The following is a 25,825-nucleotide window of genomic DNA, read 5'->3' as shown; positions in this document are numbered from 1 at the left end:
GTTTAGCTTGAGAAAGTTATAACATAGTTCAGCGCCAGTGGTAAATCAGCTGTTTTAAACCGGCTGACGATGCCCCGGCTTGGTCAACACCAGATGCACTGCACTGGTGGCGCGCTCTAAAAAGCCACCTTCACAATAACACAGGTAAAAGTGCCAGAGCCTGACAAAACGGTCGTCATAGCCCAGCTGATGCACTGCATCCCGGGCTGCCATAAAGTTATTACACCAGTCGGCTAAAGTGCGGGCGTAGTCCAGACCAATATCCTGCACATGGCGGATCACCAGATCGGTATGTTGAGCTGCGGCCTGAGTCATCCGCAGCATCGAAGGTAAACATCCGCCCGGGAACACAAACTTTTTAATAAAGTCGACTTCACGACGATAAAACTCATACCGCTGATCGGCAATGGTAATGGCCTGCAGTACCATCAGACCTTCTGGTTTGAGTAAAGACGAACACTTGGCAAAATAACCGTCCAGGTATTCGTGGCCCACGGCTTCAATCATTTCTACCGACACCAGCTTGTCGTACTGACCACTCAGTTCACGGTAATCCTGAAACAACAAGGTGATTTGTTCAGACAGACCGGCCGCTTCAATTTGTTTTTTGGCGTAGTCAAACTGCTCACGTGAAATAGTGGTGGTGGTGACCCTACAGCCATAATTGCGGGCAGCAAAAATAGCCAGACTGCCCCAGCCGGTGCCAATTTCTATCAGATGATCCGAGGCTTTGAGCTGTAACTTGTCGCAAATCAGCTTCAGTTTGTGTTGCTGCGCTTCAGCCAGACTGGCTTCAGGGGATGGGTACACAGCGCTTGAATACATCATGCTGTTATCGAGAAACAGCTGATACATGCTGTTACCCAAATCATAATGGGCAGAAATATTCTTTTTTGACTGCGCAACTGAGTTGCGGTTACGCCAGTTTAATAACTTCAGCGCCGGTTTGCTGAGCCGGGCCCAGCCCGACTCCAGCTTATCCAGCAACGCCATATTGCGGGCAAAAATCTGCACCAGCGCCGTCAGATTATCGGTGCGCCAGTGCCCTTCAATATAAGATTCCCCTGCGCCTACTGAGCCGCCCAGCACCAGCTTTTGATAAAAAGCAGGATCAACCACAGTGAGCGTGACGCGTAAATCAGCATGAGGGTCACCCAGCAATTGTTTGTCGTGGCCTTCAACCAGTTCAATACAACCCTGCTGCAGACTGGCCAGATAACTCAGCATCAGATTACGGCAGATTTTATCCAGCATACCCAGATTGGCCAGTACCGAGGATCCGGCAATTGATAATGTCATAACAAAGGTTCCTTAGGCTGCGGGTGGTCATACACTGGTAGTCGTTTTGCGAGTAGCTTCAGTGCATGCCAATATATTCGAAACACTACTTGTACGTTCTGCCATGGCGTGCGGATCAGCTGCTGTTGCAGACTGCGGCGGTTAAGCTCATGCCGGGTCAAATCCAGCCAGGCACTGAACACCCGCTCGCCGCGGCGCCAGTTACTGATACCGAGCTGACAGGCCACATCAGGCGCGGCAATTTTCCACTGGTACTGCATATCGAGCGGATTAAAGGGCGACACATGAAAGTTTTTATCATGACAAAACTCGGTATCACCTGAATCATTTAACGGGATCAGGTAATAATGCCGTTCGTTCCAGGGGGTATTACTTACTTCTGCAAGTAAATACAATGGCTTAGAATCAGCATAGCAGTAATACAAAGTCAAAGGACTAAAAAAAACACCAAAGTTCGCCAGCGGACTTAACAAAAATACCTGCTGCACTTCTTTATCGCCGCCCAGCACTTTCACCTTGTCCTTCACCGCCTGCGCCAAATCCTCAGCACCTTTCAGGTAATCACTGCGCCTGAAACTCCAGGCCGCAAACTTTTCCAGCCCTAAATAGCGCCCAAACTCCGCCAATGTGCCAAGTTGTTGTAAATCAAGCCATAAATAGCTGACGTTATAGCCAAAACCATGTGATTTTGGCATATAACGCTGATGTCCAACCCGGCCCTGATACCAGGCGTGCCCTGACTGCATCAGAATTTCACTCCGAGCATCGCAGCGACATCGACAGCACTTCGCACACCATCTTCATGAAAACCGTTATACCAATAAGCACCACAAAAATAACTGCGGTTCTGGCCATTGATTTCATGGCGGCGCTGCTGCGACAGCATCGTAAAATGGTTATACACCGGATGGGCGTAACTGAAAGTTCTCAGTATTTTTTTTGCGTCGATTTTATCGCCTGCATTCAGTGAAACAACAAAAGTATGTTCACTTTCAATGCCTTGCAATATATTCATATTGTAGCTGAGTGTCGCTTTTTGCTTTGAACTGTCATCCAGCAGATAATTCCAAGACGCCCAGGCGGCACGGCGTTTTGGCAAAATACTGCTGTCGGTATGCAGCACTACAGTATTGTCCTGATAAGCAATGCCACCCAGTACCTGCTGCTCAGCCAGGCTGGCATCTGCCAGCAGCTTTAACGCCTGGTCACTGTGACAGGCAAAAATCACCTGATCAAAATATTCGGTTTCACCCGTTGCCAGCGTAATAGCCACTTTGTCTTCAAAACGACGAACTTCACGCACCGGGCTATTTAACCTGATGCCGTCCGAGCCTTGCTGCTGCAACATGGCCTGGACATAACGGCGCGAACCACCTTTAATGACCGCCCACTGTGGCCTGTCTGTGATATTCAGTAGCCCATGGTTTTTAAAGAACTGCAGGAAAAACCTGAGCGGAAACTCCGGCATTTCGGTCAGACCTGAAGACCAGATGGCTGCGCCCATCGGTAACAGATAATGATCCCTCAGCTCTTTACCAAAACCATATTTGTGCAAAAAGTCATCCATTTTTAAATCGAGATCCGGACTATCTTCCGCCAGCAGCTGCTTGGAGGTGTTATTAAAACGCACAATATGTCTGAGCATCCGCCAGAACGACGGGCGCAGCAGATTGCGTTTTTGCGCAAATAAACTCCAGAAGGTATTGCCGTTGTATTCCAGATTTGCTGCTGGTTTTTTTACTGAAAAGCTCATTTCTGTTGGCTGAAACGGTACTTTCAGCGCTGCCAGGAAACGGTTAAATAGCGGGTAAGTCCAGTTATTAAATACGATAAAACCAGTGTCTATCGCGTAATCTCTTCCGCCAACACACACATCCACAGTGGCAGTGTGACCGCCCAGGTAATCATTGGCTTCAAACAAGGTCACCTGATGCTCAGGTTTTAATAAATACCAACTCATCATGCCGGCGATACCGCCGCCTATTACTGCAATTTGCATCAATTCGTTCCTTAGTCTTGCGCCATTTTTTGTTTCACTTTCGCTGTCAGCCAGCCAAGCAGCGGAATATGCCGGTACACCATGTCGGTTAAATCGTAATAATCACGATGGTAAATAATGCGACCATCCTGATGCCAGCGCAGCTGAGAGCAACCTTCTACTTCAAACAGCTCGCCTTTATTGATAGCCGGATGACTTAAACTCATACGCCAGCTGATAAAACCATGCTCAACCGTGCCTGCTTGCTGCACAGGCGTAAAATGACAGCTGTTGAGCCTTTCATAAGCATGCTCAAAATAATTCCGCAGCCCCTGCAGCCCTTTAATCTGATGCACAGGATCAACAAAAACTACATCCTGATGATACAAATGGCTTAAATGGTTCAGATTATTGGCTGATAACGCATTATAAAAATCGACAAATTGCTGCAAACGCAACGAAGTTTGCGTGCTTTGTGCGTTATGTTCGGCAAAATCAATCACTGCTTAGCACTCCTGCCGGTTTTTTCACCGCATTAAAGATCTCAAGGGTTCTGAGCCTGGCTTTGGCATGGTCCACCAGAGGTTTCACGTAATTGACCGACTTCGGCAACGGATGAGGCCAGTGCACCTCTTTGTTGTTGCACTTTGCCAGCTCAGGGACAAAACAACGGATAAAATCGCCATTAGGATCAAACTTTTCGCTTTGAGTCACCGGATTAAAAATACGGAAATAAGGCGCAGCATCGGTGCCGGTGGAAGCGGCCCACTGCCAGCCGCCATTATTAGCGGCAAAATCACCATCAATCAGCCTGGACATAAAATAAGCTTCGCCCCAGCGCCAGTCGATTTGTAAATCTTTTACCAGAAAACTGGCCACTATCATCCTGAGCCTGTTATGCATCCAGCCGGTTTGATTCAACTGGCGCATGGCCGCATCGACAATAGGGTAACCAGTGCGGCCCTCACACCAGGCCTGAAACCATTTTTTATTGTTGCCCCAAACAATAGCTGCGGTATCTTGCTGAAATGGCTGGTGTTTAATCAATTTTGGATAAGCGACCAGAATATGTTTATAAAACTCGCGCCAAATCAACTCACTGAGCCACACAGCCGCACCTGAGCCCTCCTGATAACAGCTGTCGCCTTGCTCCAGCAACAATCTGGCGACCGCCTGGCGTGGCGACAGCACACCAATAGCAAGATAAGGCGATAAACCCGAAGTGCCTGGTTTAGCCGGAAAGTCGCGAAGCTTCTGGTAATCCTGTACCCGCTCAGTACAAAAACTGCGGAGCATGTCGAGCACCTGCCGCTCCTGCACCGGATAAGCAGCAGAGCTGTTATCACCAGGCAGCATAGGCGCAAGGGGGGAAGGTAAAGTCAGCGCCAGCGCGGCAAGGTGTTTGGGTTTTGGTAAACAGACCACGGGCGCAGCCTGCAGTTTTTGCAGCCAGGTTTTCTTAAAAGGCGTAAATACTTTATAAACTTCAGCAGTTTTACTCAGCACTGTGCCTGGCGCAAAACAACACTGGCTATCAACAAAATGACAAGGGATCCCCATTTGTGCCAGTTTGGAACTGACAGCTGCATCTCTTTGCTGTTCACGCAGTTCATATTCTGCTTGCGCAAACAAAGCCACAGCACCAAGCCGGGCAAGAGTGGCCAGCTGCCCGGCACAGTGCTGATAATCTGAGCCTTCAATCGCCCATAAAGTCACTCCACAGGCGGCAAGCTCTTGTTGCATCGCCTCTACCCGGCGTCGGATCAGATCCTGCTTGATCGGCGCCATCTGATGTTGCTGCCAGCTTTTTGGCGTGGCAATAAAAACGGCAAGCACCGGTAGTCCCAGCTCAACAGCACTGTGCAGCGCGGCGTTGTCATAACAACGTAAATCGTTACGTAACCATAAAATTGAAAAGCCAGACATAACGTTACGCTCTTAAACCCAGCTCAGCCGGGAACGGCTGCAGGTATCTTTGCGCGGCCAGATAAGGCTGCGGATGCTGACGCAGATGGTGTTTTAATAAAGTCAGTGGCGCCAGCAAAGGTGCATGCCCCAGCCGGTACTGGTGAATAAGCTGCAACAATTCCTGTTTGGCATCGGCTGACAGCATCTGTTTGAAAAAGCCCTGCAGGTGCATTAGTACATTGGCTTGTTGTTTGCGCGTAGCCTGTTGTTTCAGCGCCCGGCTAAAATCCAGTAAATAACGATTTGCCAGCTCATCCGGGCTGAATAGTTTGGCATTGGCCACCAACCGGCCCAGCTCACGGTAAGCCCCCGGGTGATGGGCCATGATCAAAAATTTAAACTGGCTGTGAAAACTCACCAGCTTACCAATGCTAAAACCATCCTGCATCTGCTGTTGCCAGGCATGAATGGCATAAACCCGGGTGATAAAGTTTTCTCTAAGCTCAACGTCCAGCAACCTGCCATCTTCTTCCACCGGCAACCAGGGGTAAGCCTGCATCAAACGACGGGTAAATAATCCGGTGGCAATTTTGCCCTGTAACTCACCTTTTTCATTCACCAACCGCACCCTCTCCATACCACAGCTGGGGGACTTAGCACAGACAATATAACCAGACAGCTGCTGCAAAGACGGTAGTTTAGCGTCGCTGAAGGCGTGCATTTTTTCAGTAAAATCAATGCTGCTGTCTTTATTGTTCACCAGGCGGACTTCACCATCCGCTTTTTGCATCAGGCGGATGGCTGGCCTTGGTGAGCCAAGACCTATCGCCAGCTCAGGACATACCGGTACATAAGATACGAAGTTGGCCAGTACATCGGAGCAAAATGGCGAATTTTTATGACCGCCGTCATAACGCACTTTTTCACCCAGTACACAGGCGCTGATGCCAATCTGAATAGTCATAATGATTCTTTAATTACTGTCGCGGATACAATGCTTTACAGTCTAACCAGCAATTTGGATCAATGATTGATTAAATTTATTGAAAAATACTGAAGCTGAGAATTGCAGAAAAACATGCTGAATCTGGCTGCATTGAGACTGAGATAAAACGTCTGAATAAAACTCAGGGTAAAACCAAAGTTAACGTGCCTGAGTCTGGCTTTCGCAGATAAGCTGCTGTGGAAGTCAATCGATAAGCCAATAAAAAAGGAGCATTCCCTGAGGTTTGCTCCTTTTTGCTTTACGCAATCAGCCTGACATGGCTATTGGCATCAGCGCCAGCAGAGCACTGCAACAAGCTGCTGCAGCGCATCGGCTGAAATTTATTTTTTGGCGGTGCCTACTTCAACCCGGCTTTTGAGTTTCTGGCCTGGGCGGAATGTCACCACACAACGGGCGGAAATTGGAATATCTTCACCGGTTTTCGGGTTACGGCCCGGGCGCTGATTTTTAACCCGCAGGTCAAAATTACCAAAGCCCGACAGCTTCACCTGGTCGCCCGCTTCCAAAGCCACTCGGATCTCTTCAAAAAAAGCTTCGACTATCATTTTGGCGTCGCGTTTGCTGATGCCAAATTTGGTAAATAAACGTTCTGCTAAATCGGCTTTGGTAAGCGCCATTCTCAATCCCTCAACGTTGCGTTGAACTCATCACCAAGCGCTTGCACCACTGAAGAAACTACCTGTTGGATGTCTTTATCTTCCAGCGTCCGCGCCTTGTCCTGCATCGTCAGCGCAATTGCCAGAGACTTCATGCCCTCAGCAACGCCCTGCCCTGTGTACACATCAAACAACTTTAGGTCAACTAGTTGATTTCCGCCAACTTTTCTAATAGTAGCAAGGATATCTGAAAAACGCACATCAGATTTTACAACTATTGCCAAATCGCGGCGGTTTGCCGGATATTTTGACACTTCCTGAGCTAAAACAATGTGTTTCGGGCCAAAAGCTTCAAGTTCGAGTTCAAACAGGAAAGCTTTGCCTTTGATGCCGAGTTTGCGCTCTGCTTCCGGGTGTAATGCACCCACCAGACCCACCTGACGGCCATTGCGGCTGATAGCTGCAGTCTGACCCGGATGTAAGGCACTGTGCTCGCCCTTTTCAAAGTTGAATTCGCTGCTCGCTGAGGTCATCGCAATTAAGGATTCAACGTCACCTTTGATGTCGTAAAAATCAACGGCACGCTCGGCAATGCTCCAGTGTTCATTGCCAAAACTACCCACAATCACACCACCAATTACCGGCACCTGACGTACGCCACCTTCTGCTTCAGCATCAGGTACAAACTTCAGACCAAATTCGAACAAACGGATACGGTTTTGCTGACGGTTTTGATTGTATTGCACCGCCTGTAACAGGCCTGGCCACAAATTTAACCGCATCGCCGACATATCGGCAGAAATTGGATTTGGCAGCACTAAAGCTTCCACACCCGGGAATAACGCCTGTTGCACTTTAGGGTCAACAAAACTGTAAGTAATGGCTTCCTGATAACCGCGCACCACCAGCACATCTTTTAAGCTATGCACTGAAATGTCGGCTTCTTTATGGTCGCGCATTTTTAAGCTGGCTTGGGGCGCCACGTTCGGGATGTTGTTGTAACCATAAACCCGCGCCACTTCTTCAATCAGATCTTCGCCAATACGAATATCAAAACGATAAGTTGGCACTGTGACCTGCCAGCTGTTGTTATCCGCAGTCACGGCAAAACCCAGGCGCTGGAATATTTCTGTCACTGTTTCAGTGGCAATTGAAATACCCAGAATACGGTCCAGCTTTTGCCGGCTCAGGCTGATATGGGCAGGTTTTGGTAAATGTTCATCCGACTTAGCTTCCACCACAGGGCCGGCTTCCCCCCCCACAATCTCCAGCAGTAACTGGGTTGCCCGCTCCATCGCTTTGTGTTGCAGCTCTGGGTCAACACCACGCTCGTAGCGATGAGAGGCGTCGGTGTGTAAACCGTATTGACGCGCTTTACCCGCCATTTCCACCGGAGAGAAAAACGCACTTTCCAGGAAAATATCGGTGCTGGCATTGGTCACACCACTGTGCAGGCCGCCAAAAATACCGGCCATGGCCAGTGCTTTTTTCTCGTCGGCTATTACTAAAGCGCCTGGCGTCAGCGTGACTTCGCTTTCGTCCAACAGCACCAGCTTTTCTTCAGGTTTCGCCAGACGTACCACAATGCCACCTTCAATTTTGCTTAAATCAAAGGCGTGCATCGGATGACCCAGTTCGAGCAGTACAAAGTTGGTGACATCAACCACAGGATCAATAGAGCGGATACCACTACGACGCAGTTTTTCCACCATCCACAGCGGCGTGCTGGCTGCCGGGTTAATGTTTTTAATGACCCGACCCAAATAACGCGGACAGGCTTTTGGTGCTGCTAATTCAATCGTCAGTTTGTCATTGATAGTGGCGGCAACAGGGTTTATTACCGGCACTTTTACGTCCAGTTGATTTAACACCCCTACTTCACGCGCCAGACCCATTAAACCTAAACAGTCAGCCCGGTTTGGCGTTAAATCCACTTCAATGGCGTTGTCATCGAGTTTTAAATAGTCACGGATATTGACGCCGAGTGGTGCATCTTGTGGCAATTCAATAATGCCATCAGAACTTTCGGCCATACCCAGCTCAGATAAAGAACAGAGCATGCCATTGGACGGCTGACCGCGCAGTTTGGCCGCTTTAATTTTAAAATCGCCCGGCAGTACAGCGCCAACAGTAGCAACGGCCACTTTTAAACCCTGACGGCAGTTGGCAGCACCACAAACGATGTCCAGTAACTCGCCAGTGCCAATGTCTATTTTGGTCACTTGTAATTTGTCGGCTTCCGGATGGCGGCCACATTCCACCACATGGCCCACCACCACACCGCTGAACTCACCAGCAATGGCGTCGATGCCGTCCACTTCCAGACCGGCCATCGAAATTTGTTCAGACAGTTCCAATGTGGATAATTGTGGGTTTACCCACTCACGTAACCAGGATTCGCTGAATTTCATCAATAAACTCCCCGCTTATTTAAATTGCTTCAAGAAACGCAGGTCGTTCTCGAAAAATGATCTTAAATCTGTCACACCGTAACGCAGCATGGTTAAGCGCTCGACGCCCATACCAAATGCAAAACCGCTGTACACTTCAGGGTCAATACCCACTGAGCGCAGTACGTTCGGGTGCACCATGCCACAACCTAATACTTCCAGCCATTTGCCGTTTTTGCCCATCACGTCCACTTCTGCTGAAGGTTCGGTAAAAGGGAAAAACGAAGGGCGGAAACGGATTTGCAAGTCTTCTTCAAAATAGTTTTTCAGAAAATCGTGCAAAATACCTTTAAGTTCAGTGAAGCTGACGTTTTTATCCACCATCAAACCTTCCACCTGATGGAACATCGGGGTGTGGGTTTGATCGTAGTCATTACGGTACACCCGGCCCGGCGAAATAATCCGCAGTGGCGGTTGTTGGGTTTCCATAGTGCGGATTTGCACGCCAGAGGTTTGGGTGCGTAGCATCAGCTTAGGGTTAAAATAAAAAGTGTCGTGATCAGCACGGGCCGGATGATGCTCAGGAATGTTCAGGGCATCAAAGTTGTGGAAATCATCTTCGATTTCCGGGCCATGTTTGACTTCAAAACCAAGTTCACCAAAAAAGCTTTCAATACGGCGGATAGTGCGGGTGACCGGATGTAAACCGCCGGCTTCCAGCGTGCGGCCGGGCAGAGAAATATCAATCTGCTCGGACGCCAGCTTTTGCGCCAGCACGGCTTGTTGCATGGCATCACGACGGGCGTTTAATGCATCCTGCACCTGTTGTTTTACATCGTTAATTTGCTGACCGGCCACTTTGCGGGTTTCAGCGTCCATCGCGCCAAGCGACTTTAACAGTTCAGTAATGCTGCCTTTTTTACCGAAAAATTCAACACGCACATCTTCCAGTGCTTGTACATCGGCCGCTGCAGCAACGGCAGCTAAGGCGTTTTCTAATATGGCAGTTAGGTTCATCGTTATCCTCAGACCAGCCTGATTATGGTGACTTGATTAAACCGGCAATAATACACCAGAAAGTGCGCAGAATGGCTGTTTCTGCTGAGGTTTTTTCTTGGGAAATGACTTTTTCAGAAGCTTTGGCGTGCTTTTGCCAGGTGGCTACAAAAAATGCCCGGCAAAGTTGATGACAAGGTGCAGACTCAGCAGGACAACAATAAATTAATCTGACGATTCCGCCAGCACATCTTTAACAAAAGGAATGGTCAGTTTGCGCTGATGCACCATCGAGGCTTTGTCGAGTTTATCGAGGATATCCACCAAAGCACGTAAATCACGTTGCTGGCGGTTAAACAAATAACGCGCCACTTCATCCGGCAATTCTATGCCGCGCAGCCGGGCTTTTTGTTGCAGTAACTTTTGTTTATCGTCGTCGCTTAATAACCTAAGCTGAAAACTGGTACAGGCTTGCAGCCGCGACACCAGATCCGGCAAGCTGATGCCCAATTGTGTCGGCGCTTCATCGGCCACAATAATCAGTTTTTTGCCTTGCTCCACCATACGGTTATATAAATCAAACAAGGCAACCTGCCAGTGACTGTCCCCGGCAATGGCCTGAATATTATCAAGACAGACTAAATCCAGCTGTTCTAAACCATCAAACAGACGCGGGCTGTACTGGCGAAAATCATCCAGTACTAACAGCTGACTGGTCAGGCCTAATTCCTGCGCCTGCACGCAAGCTGCATATAACAAATGTGATTTACCACTGCCGCTGGCCCCGAACAAATACACTGGCAAAGCTGCTGACTGAGGCTTCAGATACTGGCGAATAAACTGCACCGCCGGACTGCTGTCAGCACCATAAAAACTCTGCAATGTTTCATCGTCCGGCAGCGTGACCGCCAGGGTAAATTGAGTTGGCTGCATCAGGGTTTGATATAACGGTAATGGCTGCTTTTGGGCGCCAATGTAGTGCCGCTGTTATTTTGCAGCGCCAGGGTTGTATCTGTTGGCAACTCTGCGGCAGCACCATCCTGTTGCAGCGCTTGCTCCATCGCAAGCTCAGCAGCGCTGATGGCGGAGTCTGCGTTGTCTGATGATTCTGTCGCTGTAACCTCTGCAACAGATGGCGTTGTCGCTGCAATATCCGTCGCTGCAGGCGCTGTGCTTGTTGCACTTAAATCTGCTGGCTGTTCTGGCTGCAATTGTTTTTCCAGTGCCAGCGCCCGGTAAAAATCATCCACAGTGGCAGTCAGTTGCAGCGCAATTACCGCTTGTTGCTGGCTAAAACTCACCAGCTGATGCTGGCGTACTGTGAGCATAGAGCTAAAAATCTTCTGCAGCTGCACCAGATCGGTCAGGCTTTGCACGCCGGAAATGGTCAGTTGCAGTCCGGCTTCGCCGCCTGCGCTGCTGGTCTGATGTAAATTAATGGCATATTGTGCCGACAACTCCCCCGCCAGGGTTTTAGCAAATTGCGCCATCAGTTCAGGCATGGTAGCGGCAGTAAACTCCTGCAACACCATCTCGCCATTTTGTTGTTGCTGGCGGGTCAGCCGGTATTGCAACTGGCCTGAGGCATCCTGTAATTGTTCAATCAGCAGGTTTTGCACACGCTCGGCATTGTATCTTAACGAGGCACTGCCAAGTGACGTCCAGTCACCGGCCCAGACGCTGCTTTCATTCACCAGCGCCAAATCGTCCACATCATAAAAAGGATAAATAAAACTTAAACCGTACTTTTTCTCCTGCTCGGCCAGGGCTGTACGCAGCGGATGTTGATGCTCCAGCACAAACTTAGGCTCTGACAGCGTTTTTTCGCTCAGCCATAACAACACATCCGGACGGCGACTGCCCCAAACTGGCACTTGTTGCTGTGCCAATAAACTGGTGATTTTTTGCTGATCCAGACTCACCACAAACAGATGACGGCCCTCACGCTGCACCATCTGATACTGCTTGATATAGTTGCCGGCCTGTTTCAACTCAGCCTGTACCTGAGCATTGGCCATAATAGCGTCGTTACCGGTCAGCTTCAGTAGCACTGCAGCAAAAGCCGCCTGCTGCCAGGCTTGCTGGCTTTGATTTGCGTCCACTTCGGCCTGATATAAATCCGTTAATTCAGCTGCAGCCAGAGGCGCGCCGCGAAACAACATCATAAAAGTCAAAACAACTGCAGGCAAAAAGCGCATGGTTATGTCCTCATCGGGCCAGCACAGGGAACAAGCCCTTAAGGCCGAGACTAATAAATTCGATAGAAATGGCGGCCAGGATCAGGCCCATCACCCGGGTAATAATATTCATCCCGGTTTGGCCAAGTTTGCCGGCTATTTTACCTGATAACCGCATCAGAATGGCCAGAATTATGCCAACAACAATAATTTCTGCCGAAACAATCAGATAATGTTGCCAGCCTTCAGCTCTGTTGCCGTATAAAATAATAGAACTAATGGCGCCAGGACCTGCCAGCATCGGCATTGCCAGTGGCACTATGGCAATAGACTCACGTTTGGTGGCTTCTAACCTTTCCGCTTCGGTATTTTTAGCGCCACTGGTCTGGGCGTGTAACATCGAAATGGCCATTAATAAAATCAGAATGCCACCACCCACCCGGAATGAATTCACCGAAATACCAAAAAAACTCAGGATCATTTCGCCAAAAAATAACGTCACCAGCAAAATAACAGTGGCGCCTTTGGCTGCCGTCAAGGCCACATATTTTTTATCCGTTTCGCTGTGGTGCTGCGTCAGTGACAAATACATCGGCAGCGCCCCCAAAGGGTTCAGAATAGCGAGAATACCGATAAAAATTTTCAGATAATCCTGGATTTCTAACACTGCGTTTTCCTTGCTGTCCGCCTTTTGTAGAGGCTGATAATTTCACCTGAGGTTAGTGTAATAACAACAACCTGAAAGCTGCAATCAATCATCACAAAATAATGTTTTATTTCAACATCTTGCTACTATTAATCAGTGACTTTGGCCTACTGAATGGCCAAGGATTTTTATCCTGGTTGTCAAAATAACAAAGCCACCATCAGGTGGCTTTGTACTGCCGTGCTCTAACCCAATGCCATACGGTATCAGGCCAAAGTGCCGGTTTTATCTGAGCCGGGTATTAAAGCTCAACTTTTGACTTACGGATAGCAGCAACAACCACTTCGTAAATCGCATCTATAGTGGCCTGGTCTAATGCATTGCCTTCTTTGTCACGCCACTTAATCGCAGTGCCTTTGTCGGTTTTACTCAGCGCCAGCTGATATTCACCTTCAGCGATAGGCAATACCGGCAACTCTTCTTCCCCCCAAAGCGCACTCCAGAAGCCGGCTTCCGGTTTAGTGAAGGTCACGTAATACACATAGTCGGTGCGGTTTAAGTCTGTCACTTCCAAAGATAAGTGTTCAAACAATAATTCCAGCTGCGCCCATGCCACTTCTAAAGGTTGACTGGTTAACAATACAGCCTCGTTTTTGTCGTTGGTCGCACGGGTTAATAACACATCAGGCTGTCTGGATTTGGCTTCCTGAATACGCGCCAGCTCCACAGTGGCCACTTTATCAATCAAGCGGTTTAAAAAATGCACTTCTTCACGGCGCTGGGCTATAGGAGTAATCCTTTCCGCAGAATCGGCATATTTATGCTCGGTCAGCTGGACCTTCACCCCTACGGTACGGCCATGGGGACGCGGCTCAAAATCAACTTTAAAACGGCTTTGTTGGGTCAGACTCTGCCCTTTCCACCACCACCAGCCGGTTTCCTCATATTCACTCACCCAGCCTGATTGCCAGCTGTTGTCTGAAGTTTTTGTCAGTTCAATCTGCTGTTCGGTGAAAAAGTCGGTGATATTGCTGGTTAAAAACAGCAACAGATCGCCGGTAAATTCGGTGCGTTCAAAAAACACCCGCACTTCTTTATCGTCTTCTTCGACCCGGGCGTTGGTAGCCACCGCCAGCACCTGCATAGGCGCGCGCAGCTCAACGGCTTCGCCGCGGGCTCCACCGGCCACTCTGGCAGGAATATCATATTGTGCCGGTGTTCTTGGCGCTTTTAAACCGGCAGGAACAGCCAGTTCTTTAACGGTAGGCGCAGCTTGCGCCTTGGTGGTTTCGGGTGCGGTCCATAACGAACAGCCAGATAACAGCAGGGTGGCAAATACAGTGCCGGGGATCCAATATTGCACCTAAAAACTCCTAAAGATTAATTTTGGCTTGTTGTAGCGCTTGTTCGATTACAGCCTGATGAATTGGTTCCAGCCGGGTTAACGGCAAACGGGCAAAATCAGAGGCTATCAGCCCCATACGTTTGAGCGCCCACTTAGTTGGAATAGGGTTACTTTCAATAAATAAATCACGATGCAGCGCTTGCAGGCAGTCATCAATGTCAGACGCTTGCTGACGATTACCCTGACGGGCCGCCGCTATCATTGCTGTCATGCCTGCTGGCGCCACATTGGTGGTGACCGAAATCACACCATGGCCGCCCTGCAGAATAAATTCTTTGGCGCTGGCGTCATCACCACTGAGTAAATCAAAGTCGGCACTGCAGCTGGCTTTAAGTTCTGCCAGCCGCAGCATCGAACCAGTCGCTTCTTTAATACCGACAATATTTTTCACCTGACTCAGTTCAGCCACTGTAGCGGCTTGCAAGTCAACGCCGGTGCGCCCCGGCACATTGTAAAGCAGCACTGGTTTGTCGGTGGCGGCAGCTACGGCCTGAAAATGTGCCAGCATGCCTTTTTGCGTTGGTTTGTTGTAATAAGGCGTGACGGTCAAAAAACCGTCGATGGCATAAGCATTTAATGCCACGGTTTTGGCAATAGCTTCGGCTGTTGAATTTGAGCCATTGCCCGCCAGAATCTGACAACGGCCGGCTACCTGTTCAATCACGGCCTGTAATACGGCCAGCTGCTCGCTAAAAGGAATAGTGGCTGCTTCGCCAGTTGTGCCCATAATGACCAGACCATCAGTGCCGTTTTGCAACTGGTAATCCACCAGAGTGTGCAGGCTGGCGTAATCCACCTCACCTGTTTCTGTCATCGGGGTAATAAGGGCGACGTAACTTCCTCTGAACATGGCTACTGCTCCGTAATTTTCAGGCTGCCTATGGTAATGACGCCGTCATACAAACACAAGCAACAGCTGACTATGCTGATGAATTTTCGGCGAACTGTGCTAAACTCGGCGCCCCTTTTCTGTTCAAGGTCGCTTGTAAAGATGGCTCAACAACTGGTGGTGACTGCAATAGGCGCCGACCGTACCGGTATCGTCAGTCAACTGTCCCGGCTGGTCAGTGACTGCAACTGTAATATCGTCGACAGCAGAATGGCGATTTTTGGCAATGAATTTACTTTTATTATGTTGCTGTCCGGCGACGCGGCTGCCATCAGCAAAATCGAATATCTGCTGCCAAGTTCCGGTGTTGAACTTGATCTGCTCACCATGACCAAACGTACATCTGCTCACAAGCCGCCCCCGCTATCGGCGCCTTATCTGCTTTCTTACACAGGGCCCGATAAGGTGGGCACGCTGGGCGCGATTTCCAGTTTATTGGCTGACCATCAGATTTATATTGGTGCTTTACGCTCGGAAACCCATCAGCTGGACGGTGTACCGCACACCCATACCCAGATGACAGTGCAGCTGCCGGGTTCTATTGATGCGGCGACAGTACGCAGTCTGGTGCTGGACAAGCTTGCGCAAATGTCGTTAACAGGTAGTTTTGAATTGCAGAGTTAAGCTTTCCCAAGCGATGCCTGCGTGCTGTTATGCAGCAGCGGTAAGCTCTGGTGAACCCATACTCAGGTTCAATCCAGCAAAAACCGGCCACAACTCTGTTTTGCGCCGGTTTTTTTATAAACCGGTTTTATGAAAACGTTTTTTATAAAAAGGAATCATGATGAATATGCTGACTGCCGGCCAGAAGGCCCCTGAATTTTCACTGCTGGACCAGAATGGCAACACTGTGGTGCTGTCTGACCTATTAAAATCCGGCGCAGTGCTGGTTTATTTTTATCCTAAAGCCATGACACCAGGCTGCACTGTGCAGGCCTGCAACCTGCGCGACCATCAGGCAGACTTCGCCGCCAAAGGGGTGCAGATTGTTGGCATCAGTACAGATGCGGTAAAAAGTCTGGCCAAATTTACAGAGCGTGATGCACTGAATTTCACCCTGCTGTCCGATCCTGAACATCAGACTGCCGCAGCTTTTGGTGTATGGGGCGAAAAAAAGTTTATGGGCAAAGTGTACGATGGTATTCATCGCACCAGTTTTCTCATTGGGCAAGATGGCGTTATTGTGCAGGTTTATCAGGACTTTAAAACCAGCAATCATCATGAAGTGGTGCTAAAGTCTCTGCCATAATCCGGTGTATACCCGCCGAACTGTCAGGAGCTCTATCCGATGAAATTGTATTATGCCCCGGGGGCCAGCTCACTGGCCGCCCATATTTGTTTGTTTGAAGCAGGTTTAAAATTCACCCCCGTTAAAGTGGATTTAAAAACCAAACTATTGCCCGATGGCAGCAGTTTTACCGATATCAACCCGCTGGGTTATGTGCCGGCGCTGCAGTTAAAAAATGGCGAAGTGCTGACTGAATGTCCGGCTATTTTGCAATACATTGCCGATCAATCTCCTGCCAGCAATCTGGCGCCGGCCAATGGTAGTTTTGCCCGTTATAAACAACAAAGTATGCTGAACTTTATTGCCACTGAACTGCATAAAAACTTTTCACCTTTATTCGACCCAACAGCAGCCGAGCCCACCAAACAATCGGCAGTGCAAAAACTGCAACTGCGTTTTGGTCAGCTCGAGCAGACGCTGGTGAACCCACAGTTTCTGACCGGTGAACAATTTACCCTGGCCGATGCCTATTTGTTTAACGTGGCACTCTGGGCACGGCTGGTGAAATTTGATTTAACCCCTTACCCCCAACTTCAGGCTTATCTGGAGCGGATTGCCAAACGCCCTGCGGTGCGTCACGCATTGCAGGAAGAAGGCCTGTTAAGGCATGGAGAATAACCAATGAAAATCAGACAAACTTTACCTCTGGCTTTGCTGTTAACCACAACTACAGCGGTGAGCGCTGAGCCGTCATTTTTGCCAACAGAGCAGCACAATCTGAAAATTGAAACTGTGGCTGAAGGTTTATCTCACCCCTGGGGCATAGCGTTTTTACCCGATGGCCGCATCTTAGTCACTGAGCGTGATGGCAAACTGCGTATCGTCACAAATGGCAAATTAGGTGAGCCTGTGACAGGTTTACCGGCGCTGGCAGTCGGTGGCCAGGGTGGTTTGCTGGACGTGATGCTGGATAAAGATTTTGCCAGCAACCAGACACTGTATTTAAGTTTTTCCGAACCTGGCAAAGATGACACCAACAGCACTGCAGTGCTGAGCGCCAAACTGGTGGGCAACAGCCTGACTGACAGCAAAGTATTGTTTAGCCAGCAGCCGAAATTTAACAGCAAATACCACTTTGGCGGCCGGTTAGTTCAAGACGCCAGTGGTGCACTTTTTATCACTTTAGGTGACAGAGGCAGTCGCCGTGAAGACGTGCAGCCACTGTCCACTCATATCGGTAAAGTGGTGCGGGTGATGCAGGATGGCAGTGCAGCGCCTGGCAATCCGTTTTTGGCGGATAAAAACGCCAAAACTGAAGTTTGGTCCAACGGCCACCGTAATATTCAGGGCGCAACTTTAGATACAGAGGGCCGGCTCTGGACCCACGAACATGGCCCACAAGGCGGCGATGAAATAAATATCACCCAGGCTGCTAAAAATTATGGCTGGCCGCTCATTACTTACGGTGAAGAATATGGCGGTGGTGTCATTGGTAAAACCAAAGCCGATGGGCTGGAGCAACCGCTGCATTATTGGGTGCCTTCCATTGCACCAAGCGGCATGACCTTTTACCACAAACCTCTGTTTAGCAAGTGGCAGCAAAACCTGCTGGTGGGCTCACTAAAATTTGGTCAGCTGGTACGGCTTGAAATCAAAGACGACAAAGTGGTGCACGAAGAGCGTATCCGCATTGGCAGCAGAGTACGGGATGTGGAAGTGGCGCCTGATGGCAGTGTGTATTTATTAACGGATGAAGATAACGGTGCCATTTTACGGCTGACACCGCAACCATAATAAAGCGGGGCTTTTAAAAAGCCGGTGTCTGCACCGGCTTTTTATTATGCAGCCGTTGTGGAGTGAACACCTTGCCGGCAAAGAGCGCCAAAATAACAGACAGCACCCAACTTCCAGCTGCAACACCCTAAAAACCTGATTGAGGACGGATCTGATGTACCTTGCCCGCCAAACCCCATTATCCAGGGCGCTGTTCCCGCGCACAAAGCGCTGCCCTATTTTGTTGCCGTTGTTGCCTCTGCTCGCGCTAAGCTGCAGTTTTACGCTTCATGCCCAGCAGCAAGCGCCTGCCAAAACTGCAACAACAAGTGAGGAAGAGCAACTGGAGCGGCTGGTGGTCAGTGTGCAGCAGCAGGCCAAACCCTGGTTAAGTTCGGTCGCTGCGGTGAGCCGGCTTGAGTTTGACGCCAGCCCGGCACTGGATATTGCGGCTTTACTGAAACAAATGCCGGGGCTGCAGGCCGATCAGCGCGCCAATTTTGCGCAGGACAGCCGCATTAGTCTGCGGGGGTTTGGCAGTCGCAGCAGCTTTGGTGTGCGCGGCATTGAAGTGTTGTTTGACGGCATTCCCTGGTCAACCAGCGATGGCCAAAGCCAACCCTCCAGCATTCCATTTGAACAACTGAGCGCTGTTGAAGTGCTGCGTGGCCCTTTTGCCGCGCTGTATGGCAATGCCGCCGGTGGGGTGTTAACACTGCAAAGCAAAGCCGCAATAGAGGGGGCTTCATTACAGACACAGCAAAGCAGTGATTACCGCCAGCACAGCCTGCAGGCCGGCGACGGTCAGACCGAACTTTATCTGAAAACCCTGGATCACGACGGTTACCGTGCGCACAATAGCGCCGAAAAACGTCAGGCCGCTCTTCGCAGCAATTACCAGTTTGACAACATAGTGCTGCACTGGCGTTACGACTGGAGCGACGATCCGCTGCTGGAAGATCCACTGGGTCTGACCAAAACTGAGTTTGAGCGGGATCCCAATCAGACTGCAGCCGTAGCCACCTTGTTTAACAGTCGTAAAAGCAGTGCACAGCGCCAGCTCAGCATGACGTTAACGCCTGATGATCACAATTGGCAGTTATCGGCCTGGCAAGGCGAGCGCGATATCACCCAGTTTCTTTCCTTTAGCGGGGATGGCCCGACAGCGGCAGGTGGTGTGGTGGCGCTTACCCGGCACTATCGCGGTCTCAAAGCCCAACAGCTGCTGCAATGGAACAACTGGCAACATCAGTTTGTGGTCCAGCTGGAAGAAAATACCGACAAGCGTCAGGGTTATGTCAATCTGCGTGGCATTGCCGGTGACTTGCGCCGCGACGAAAGCGGTAAAGTGCAAAACAGCGAAATCGCCTGGCAAAGTGAATACCAGACCGACTTGTTATGGGCACTGCATCTGGGTTCCAGACTCAGCCGCATCAAGTTTAAGGTGGACGATTATTTTATCCGGCCAGGCAACCCGGATGATGGCGGCCAAAGCAGCGAACAACTGGCAGCTTTTGCGCTTGGCGCTTCTTATCCATTGACTGAGCAGCTGCATTTTTACGTCAGTAGCGGCCGTGGTTTTGAAACACCAACCCTGACCGAAATGGCCTATCAGCCCAATGGCAGTGGTTTAAATCTGGCGTTAAAACCGGCGCGTAACCGCCAGCTGGATTTGGGGCTGAAATGGCTGCAACCACACACCCAGGCATCACTGGACTGGTTTTATATTCAAAGCCGTGACGAGTTGGTTGTGGCGCAATCGCTGGGCGGGCGCACCAGTTATCGTAATGCCGCCAAAATGCAAAGAACAGGCGCTGAAGTCTGGCTGTTACATCGTTTTAGTGACAAGCTTGAACTGCAATGGAGCAGCACTTTACTGGATGCCAGTTTTAAAGCCGACAGCAATGCAGGTAACAATCTGCCTGGTGTTGCCAGAGTGCAACATCAGCTTGGTCTGAGTTATGCCCCTTTTGCCAGCGCCTTCTGGCAGCTCAGTAGTCAACTCAGTTACCGTGGCAAACTCTGGATTGATGATAACAATAGTATGGCGGCCGACAGCACCACCCTTTTGGATCTCAAAAGCAGCTGGCAAACCAACTGGCGGCAAAGCAACTGGAGCTGGTGGCTGGCCATCGATAACCTGACCAACCAGGATTATGCCGGCGCTGTGGTGGTGAATCAGGCCAATGGCCGCAGTTTTGAACCCGGTACCCCAAGGCAATTTCAGCTCGGTTTTCGTGTACAACTGCTGACAGACTAGGTTAGATTAGCTGTACCCGTTATACTAGGGCGATGTTGTGATGCTGCGCGCTGCTGTTGTGATGGCCTGCTGGCTTTTTAAGTCAGCTGAGTCAGACTCTGAATAAACAGCAGCCAAGGCATCTTCCGGCCGGAGCTTTGTAATGCAGTTCAGACAAAGTTTATTGTTGTTAGCCTCTTTTTTGTTGTTGCTCAGTACCTTCTGTTGCTTGCTGCCGCCTGCTTATGCGGCAGATAACAGCAGCACGCCCGCTCAACCCCGGAAACAGCGGGTACTCAAACTTGGTATGTACCACTCACCGCCTTATTACCACACAGAAGATGTGAAAAAGCCTGCAGGGTTATCGCTGGATATTTTAACGCCGGTGGTAGCCGCACTGGGGTACCGGCTTGAAGTGGTGCCTTGTCCTTTCCCGCGCTGCCTGAAAATGGCAGCACAGGGGGAATTGGATTTAGTGGCAGGTTTAATCAATAACCAGGAGCGGCAAAAGTTTTTATATTTTTTATCTCCGCCTATGATGCAGTTCCATTCGGCTTTTGTGTTTTACAGTCGCCCACAAGCGCCATTTAAGCTGACGCAACTTGCTGAGTTAAAAGGCCGGACTGTAGCCGTGATGCGTGACGCTGTGTATTTCCCTGATTTTGATAACAGCCAGATTTTTACCAGGGTGAAAGTTCCCTCTGAAAGTGTGGCTTTGGACATGGTGGCAATGGGCCGGGTGGATTATGCCATTACCGTGGAAAAAACCGCCTTGGGCTCCTTTCAGGATGCAGGCTTACAAGTGTCCGATCTGAAGCGTCAACCATATTTTCAGCAACAGAATATTGACGGTTACCTGGCGTTTTCCAGATTGTCGCCTAATTTTGCCATAGCAAAACAGCTTGAGGCAGAACTGCAATTACAGGCCAGACAAGGCCTGCTCGACACACTCTGGGTGAAGTACGGTCTGAATCACCCCTGAGCCATCAAACTGTTTTTTCCCGACTTCTGCTTCTCAGATGGAACTTCGCAACCATAGCTCTGCCAAAGAAAACACCTTGCACCATAAATCTGCTGCCGTAACTTGCAGCAGTTAACTGGCTATCACAAGGTTGTGCTTGATATTCAGGTCAGATCCAAGGCAACATTTACCCTGCCATGGCCTGTCCAAGCCTGACAGGGAAACTTTCAGTTGCGGGCTGCCTTTGCCGTCAAGTGGCAACCACAGCAGCAAAGGTGCAAGGTAAATGGCGTATCCATCCGGTTTTTGCCGCAACAACAGATAGCAGCACCGGATACAGATGCAGTAAAAATGGCTGAAAAAAGCCGTACGATCAGAGCAGAGAATTAATGAAGTTTATGTGTGTAAACTGCCGTTGGCTGAAGGCTCTGAGCCTGACAGCCCTGTTAACTTTTCCGGCCCTGGCCAATAACACTCAATTGCCTGATCTTGGCAGCAACGCATTTTCAACTTTAACACCGGAAAAAGAAAAACAAATCGGCGATGTGATGATGCGCCAGACCCGCGCCAGATTGCCGATAGTCAACGACCCTTTATTGGATGAATACCTGAACAACCTTGGCCAGAGCCTGATTGCCAAAGCTGAAGGTGTTCGTTTTCCATTCCATTTTTATTGGGTCAATGACCCGGACATTAACGCCTTTGCTACTTTAGGTGGTCATATAGCGGCCAATACCGGTACTCTGGCTGTGGCCGAAACCGAAAGTGAATTTGCTTCCGTGATGTCGCATGAAATTGTGCACGTGACACAACGTCATATTGCACGTTCTGTTGAAGCCCGCTCACAGTCGGCACCGCTGACCATGGCATCAATACTGGGTTCTATTTTACTGGCGGCGGTCAATCCGGAGGCCGGTATGGCGGGTTTAATGGCGTCACAGGGGGTGGCACAACAATCTGCCATTAACTTTACCCGCAGTAATGAACAGGAAGCCGACCGTATTGGTATTCAGCTTTTGGCAAGTGCAGGTTATGACCCTTATGCCATGCCGGAGTTTTTTAATAAACTCAGTGAAAAAACCCGATTTGCCAACTCTCAGCTGGCGTTTTTGTACACCCACCCGTTGTCCAGAGCAAGGATCAGCGATTCCAGAGTCAGAGCGCAGCAGTTTGAACAAAAATTTGTGCCGGACAGCGCCGACTTTGCCCATATCAAAGCAAGGATTTGGGCCAGATATCAACTGGATAACGCCGCTGCTATAGCCCATTTTCAGAAAAAACTGGCACAGCCTGGCGGTAATACCAAAGCCAATCAGTATGGGTTGGCACTGGCTTTATTTGACAGTAAAGATTATCAGGGGGCCGAACAGTTGCTGAGCAAACTCAGGGCCAGCGATGACAAAAACCTGTTTTATTTAGACGCCATGACAGATGTGTATCTGAGCACCAACAGGGTAAAACAGGCGCTGGAAATGCTGGAGCAACAATACCTGCTCAGACCCAATAATCAGGTGATCACCCTTAATTACGCCAACGCGGCGATGCAGGGCAACTCCCACCGGCTGGCGCTGCACTTGCTGAAAAACCTGTTGTATTACAAAAACGATAATTTTCTGGCCTATGAAATGCTGACCCAGGCTTACAAAGGTTTGGGCGATATGGCGCGTTATTATGAAGCCCGTGCGGATCTGTATTACCAGATGGCCAATTATCAAAAAGCGATTGACGATATTAATATGGCGCTCAACGAGCTTGGAATGGAAGATCAACTGGAAAACCGCCGGCTTGAAGCCAAGAAAAAAGCGCTGCACACTGAATTTAGCCGATTGAAAAAATTAAACTAAAACTAAGCTGAGGACTTGCCCATGCTGACCATTTATCACAACAACCGTTGCTCCAAAAGCCGCGAAGTCTTGTCACTGCTGGAACAGCTGGGCCGCCCCTTTGTGGTGGTGAATTACCTGAACGAACCGCTGGACGAAACCGCACTGCGCACTTTGTTGCAGCAGCTGCAATTGTCACCACGTGAACTGCTCAGAAATAAAGAAGACGAATACAAAAGCATGGGGCTGGATAATGAAAATTTGTCGGACGATATCATTATTCAGGCGATGCTAAGCCAGCCAAAACTGATTGAACGCCCAGTGGTGGTACATGGCAACAAAGCAGTGATTGCCCGCCCGGCCAGCCGTTTACTGGAACTGTTTTAATGCCGGTGACTGTTTTAGTGTTGTATCACTCCCGCCACGGCTCTGTGGCGGCTTTGGCTGAAAAAATTGCCATAGGTGTAGAAGCTGCAGGCGCCACTGCCTTACTGCGCACAGTACCGGCGCTGCATTTCACAGCAATGGAAGGTGCTGCTCCTGCGCCTCAGTTAAGCCGCCATCCGGTGGTCAGCAATGAAGAGCTGGTACAGGCGGATGCGCTGGCCGTCGGTAGCCCGGTACGGTTTGGCCTGATGAGCGCCGAAATGAAAGCATTCTGGGACAGCACCAGCGCTTGTTGGTTAAAAGGTACGCTGATCGACAAAGCTGCCGGCGTTTTTACCTCTTCTTCGTCAATGCATGGTGGCAATGAGGCCACCTTACTGGGTATGATGCTGCCGCTGTTACACCATGGCATGGTGCTGCTCGGCACGCCTTATGATCAACCAGCGTTGCATCAGACCCAAAGTGGCGGTACGCCCTACGGCCCAAGCCATGTTACAGGCCCTGAACACAGCTCTGCCCTGACAGCCCATGAACAGCAACTGGCTGTTCAGTTTGGTAAACGTTTAGCTTTAGTTGCCGGAAAATTACAATGACCTGGTTGATTTCGTCCCATATCCCGCTTGCCGCCCGCACCCGCCGTTATCTGCGGTTAGGGCAAGCTGGTTTTTTAGCGTTATTTTTGTTGATACCCGCCTGGGTGTTATGGCTGGATCCGCCAGAACTTGGCAGTAGCAGAGTATTGTTAGCTCTGTTATGGGGGCCATTATGGCTGCCCATGATGGGAATTTTACGCGGTAAGGCTTACACCTTTGCCTGGGCCAATTTTATTGTGATGATTTATTTTGTGCACAGCCTGACCCACCTGTGGATCAGCAGCGGCACTACTTTTTATCTGGCGCTTGCTGAGCTTGCGGCGGCCTGCCTGATGTTTGCCGGTTGTACCTATTACGCTAAGTATCGTGGTCAGGAACTGGGGTTAAAGATCCCGAAACTGAAAGATGATCCGGTACGGCAATAATCAGCCCAGTCTGCATCTTGCCGCCGGGCATATGGGGATTGTGTGCAGTTGCATGCAGTAAAATGTCAGTCTGACAGTCTGCTTAAAACAAGGTAGGACAGCTTTTTTATTAAGCGACTTTATATTGCTGATAAAGCCGTTTTGTTCTGACATCAATCTTGTGCTGGTTTTATGATGCGTTTGGCGATGTGCCGGCAGGCAAGTAGGGCCGCATAATAGTTTCAATAAACTGCTGCTGTTGCAGCTTTTCAAAAGCTTGTTTGATAGCCGTCAAATGGCTGGATTTAGGACTGAGCGCACAATATAAAGCCGGAGCTTTGGTCCAGAGTGGATCGTAGGTTAAGCTCACACCAAACTGCTGGCGCGCCATCACATAACCATAAGATAAATCCACTGTCATCACTGCATCCAGCCGCCCCTGCGCCAGGCGGGTTAAATTACTTTCCAGTGAATGGGCGTCATCCCGCACCAATAATTCTTCGGCAAAAGCCTGTTCCAGCTCGGGATAGACAAAACCGCGGATGGTACCCACTCTTTTGTGAAATAAGTCGCTGAGTTGCCGGTTGGGTTTGCTGTCGCTGCGCCGCACTATATATTGCGCCGAATAAAACAAAGGCCCAACCCACTGCAGATCTTCGGGTTTGCTGACCCAGTCCGGGCTGATAAAACAGCCAAGGTCGGCCTTCCCTGATGCAATCCACTGCTCTACTCTGGCGCGGGTTAACGGCAGATAGAGCACAGGCAGAGCGGTGATTTTGCCAACTTCATCAATCAGTTGTTTGCTGATACCGCCACTGAGTTTGCCATCCTGTGAAAACATGGCATAGGGCACAGGATTGGTGTCGCTCACCACGGCTTTAATTTCATTGGCCTGCACCAGTGGGCTCAGCGCCAATGAACTCAGCGCCAATGCAGCACCATACAGCAACGCTGTTTTTACCCCTATTGCTTTTATCAACTGCATATACCTCTGACTACAGACCATCACAACGGAGCCAGCACTGGCAGCTGTTGTAAAGGCCAAACCTGTGGTTAACCATAGCAAAAATCACCTTCAGTGACAGTAGTTTTCAATCCGAAATGCAAGGTGCCACGTAATCTGTTAC

At 49.7% G+C, this 25,825-nt stretch carries 25 protein-coding genes; 10 read left to right on the top strand and 15 right to left on the bottom strand.

The window, feature by feature from the left end; genetic code table 11:
* Positions 1-54 precede the first annotated feature (54 nt).
* From N3Z11_RS08440 to dapA, 14 genes are all read right to left on the bottom strand, one after another.
* A complete protein-coding gene (locus tag N3Z11_RS08440; protein WP_260656727.1) occupies positions 55-1,299 on the bottom strand; it encodes an SAM-dependent methyltransferase in 1,245 nt (414 codons plus the stop codon).
* The gene (locus N3Z11_RS08435) at positions 1,296-2,045 is read right to left on the bottom strand and encodes a DUF1365 domain-containing protein (RefSeq protein WP_260656726.1); all 750 of its coding nucleotides are present in this window, start codon (positions 2,043-2,045) and stop codon (positions 1,296-1,298) included. Before N3Z11_RS08435 ends, N3Z11_RS08440 begins: the two co-directional genes overlap by 4 nt.
* Positions 2,045-3,298: an NAD(P)/FAD-dependent oxidoreductase gene (locus tag N3Z11_RS08430; RefSeq protein WP_260656725.1), complete on the bottom strand. Its 1,254-nt coding sequence runs from the start codon at positions 3,296-3,298 to the stop codon at positions 2,045-2,047. The genes N3Z11_RS08435 and N3Z11_RS08430 overlap by 1 nt, the downstream gene beginning before the upstream one ends.
* A gap of 11 nt (positions 3,299-3,309) precedes the next feature.
* Complete coding sequence (locus N3Z11_RS08425) at positions 3,310-3,780, bottom strand: nuclear transport factor 2 family protein (protein ID WP_260656724.1); 471 nt, start codon at positions 3,778-3,780, stop codon at positions 3,310-3,312.
* Positions 3,773-5,203, bottom strand: a complete 1,431-nt coding sequence (gene phrB / locus N3Z11_RS08420; RefSeq protein WP_260656723.1) for a deoxyribodipyrimidine photo-lyase — start codon at positions 5,201-5,203, stop codon at positions 3,773-3,775. The genes N3Z11_RS08425 and phrB overlap by 8 nt, the downstream gene beginning before the upstream one ends.
* A gap of 4 nt (positions 5,204-5,207) precedes the next feature.
* Positions 5,208-6,149 (bottom strand): YbgA family protein, encoded by a 942-nt coding sequence (locus N3Z11_RS08415; protein ID WP_260656722.1) that lies wholly within the window; start codon positions 6,147-6,149, stop codon positions 5,208-5,210.
* A 362-nt stretch (positions 6,150-6,511) separates the two neighbouring features.
* Entirely contained in the window at positions 6,512-6,808 is a 297-nt protein-coding gene (ihfA, locus tag N3Z11_RS08410) for an integration host factor subunit alpha (protein WP_068063602.1), read from the bottom strand.
* Positions 6,809-6,810: 2 nt separating this feature from the next.
* The gene (pheT, locus tag N3Z11_RS08405) at positions 6,811-9,198 is read right to left on the bottom strand and encodes a phenylalanine--tRNA ligase subunit beta (RefSeq protein WP_260656721.1); all 2,388 of its coding nucleotides are present in this window, start codon (positions 9,196-9,198) and stop codon (positions 6,811-6,813) included.
* A 15-nt stretch (positions 9,199-9,213) separates the two neighbouring features.
* Complete coding sequence (gene pheS / locus N3Z11_RS08400; RefSeq protein WP_260656720.1) at positions 9,214-10,194, bottom strand: phenylalanine--tRNA ligase subunit alpha; 981 nt, start codon at positions 10,192-10,194, stop codon at positions 9,214-9,216.
* Between the two features lie 204 nt (positions 10,195-10,398).
* Entirely contained in the window at positions 10,399-11,106 is a 708-nt protein-coding gene (gene hda, locus N3Z11_RS08395; RefSeq protein ID WP_260656719.1) for a DnaA inactivator Hda, read from the bottom strand.
* On the bottom strand, positions 11,106-12,371 hold the full coding sequence (locus N3Z11_RS08390) for a DUF2066 domain-containing protein (RefSeq protein ID WP_260656718.1): 1,266 nt from the start codon (positions 12,369-12,371) through the stop codon (positions 11,106-11,108). Before N3Z11_RS08390 ends, hda begins: the two co-directional genes overlap by 1 nt.
* Before the next feature lie 10 nt (positions 12,372-12,381).
* On the bottom strand, positions 12,382-13,017 hold the full coding sequence (locus N3Z11_RS08385) for a YchE family NAAT transporter (protein WP_260656717.1): 636 nt from the start codon (positions 13,015-13,017) through the stop codon (positions 12,382-12,384).
* 280 nt (positions 13,018-13,297) lie between these two features.
* Positions 13,298-14,359: an outer membrane protein assembly factor BamC gene (bamC, locus tag N3Z11_RS08380; protein ID WP_260656716.1), complete on the bottom strand. Its 1,062-nt coding sequence runs from the start codon at positions 14,357-14,359 to the stop codon at positions 13,298-13,300.
* A gap of 10 nt (positions 14,360-14,369) precedes the next feature.
* Positions 14,370-15,251: a 4-hydroxy-tetrahydrodipicolinate synthase gene (dapA, locus tag N3Z11_RS08375; protein ID WP_260656715.1), complete on the bottom strand. Its 882-nt coding sequence runs from the start codon at positions 15,249-15,251 to the stop codon at positions 14,370-14,372.
* A gap of 141 nt (positions 15,252-15,392) precedes the next feature.
* Here dapA and N3Z11_RS08370 point away from each other — a divergent pair, with 141 nt between their 5' ends.
* The 10 genes from N3Z11_RS08370 (at position 15,393) to N3Z11_RS08325 (ending at position 24,719) form a co-directional block, all read left to right on the top strand.
* Positions 15,393-15,914, top strand: coding sequence for a glycine cleavage system protein R (locus N3Z11_RS08370; protein ID WP_260656714.1), 522 nt, complete (start codon positions 15,393-15,395; stop codon positions 15,912-15,914).
* 160 nt (positions 15,915-16,074) lie between these two features.
* On the top strand, positions 16,075-16,539 hold the full coding sequence (bcp, locus tag N3Z11_RS08365) for a thioredoxin-dependent thiol peroxidase (RefSeq protein WP_260656713.1): 465 nt from the start codon (positions 16,075-16,077) through the stop codon (positions 16,537-16,539).
* A 39-nt stretch (positions 16,540-16,578) separates the two neighbouring features.
* Positions 16,579-17,196, top strand: a complete 618-nt coding sequence (gene gstA, locus N3Z11_RS08360) for a glutathione transferase GstA (RefSeq protein WP_260656712.1) — start codon at positions 16,579-16,581, stop codon at positions 17,194-17,196.
* A gap of 3 nt (positions 17,197-17,199) precedes the next feature.
* The gene (locus tag N3Z11_RS08355) at positions 17,200-18,312 is read left to right on the top strand and encodes a PQQ-dependent sugar dehydrogenase (protein ID WP_260656711.1); all 1,113 of its coding nucleotides are present in this window, start codon (positions 17,200-17,202) and stop codon (positions 18,310-18,312) included.
* A gap of 154 nt (positions 18,313-18,466) precedes the next feature.
* Entirely contained in the window at positions 18,467-20,551 is a 2,085-nt protein-coding gene (locus N3Z11_RS08350) for a TonB-dependent receptor family protein (RefSeq protein ID WP_260656710.1), read from the top strand.
* 142 nt (positions 20,552-20,693) lie between these two features.
* Positions 20,694-21,512 (top strand): substrate-binding periplasmic protein, encoded by an 819-nt coding sequence (locus tag N3Z11_RS08345; protein ID WP_260656709.1) that lies wholly within the window; start codon positions 20,694-20,696, stop codon positions 21,510-21,512.
* Between the two features lie 368 nt (positions 21,513-21,880).
* A complete protein-coding gene (locus N3Z11_RS08340; RefSeq protein ID WP_260656708.1) occupies positions 21,881-23,335 on the top strand; it encodes a M48 family metalloprotease in 1,455 nt (484 codons plus the stop codon).
* Between the two features lie 21 nt (positions 23,336-23,356).
* Entirely contained in the window at positions 23,357-23,701 is a 345-nt protein-coding gene (arsC, locus tag N3Z11_RS08335; RefSeq protein WP_260656707.1) for an arsenate reductase (glutaredoxin), read from the top strand.
* Positions 23,701-24,294, top strand: a complete 594-nt coding sequence (gene wrbA / locus N3Z11_RS08330) for an NAD(P)H:quinone oxidoreductase (RefSeq protein WP_260656706.1) — start codon at positions 23,701-23,703, stop codon at positions 24,292-24,294. Before arsC ends, wrbA begins: the two co-directional genes overlap by 1 nt.
* Positions 24,291-24,719 (top strand): DUF2069 domain-containing protein, encoded by a 429-nt coding sequence (locus tag N3Z11_RS08325; protein ID WP_260656705.1) that lies wholly within the window; start codon positions 24,291-24,293, stop codon positions 24,717-24,719. Before wrbA ends, N3Z11_RS08325 begins: the two co-directional genes overlap by 4 nt.
* Positions 24,720-24,888: 169 nt before the next feature.
* Here the strand turns inward: N3Z11_RS08325 and N3Z11_RS08320 are convergent, their stop codons facing one another.
* A complete protein-coding gene (locus N3Z11_RS08320) occupies positions 24,889-25,683 on the bottom strand; it encodes a substrate-binding periplasmic protein (protein ID WP_260656704.1) in 795 nt (264 codons plus the stop codon).
* Between the last annotated feature and the right edge of the window lie 142 nt (positions 25,684-25,825).

Source organism: Rheinheimera sp. 4Y26 (genome assembly GCF_025245835.1).
Classification (GTDB): Bacteria; Pseudomonadota; Gammaproteobacteria; order Enterobacterales; family Alteromonadaceae; genus Pararheinheimera.
This window is presented reverse-complemented; position numbering and strand designations above follow the sequence as displayed.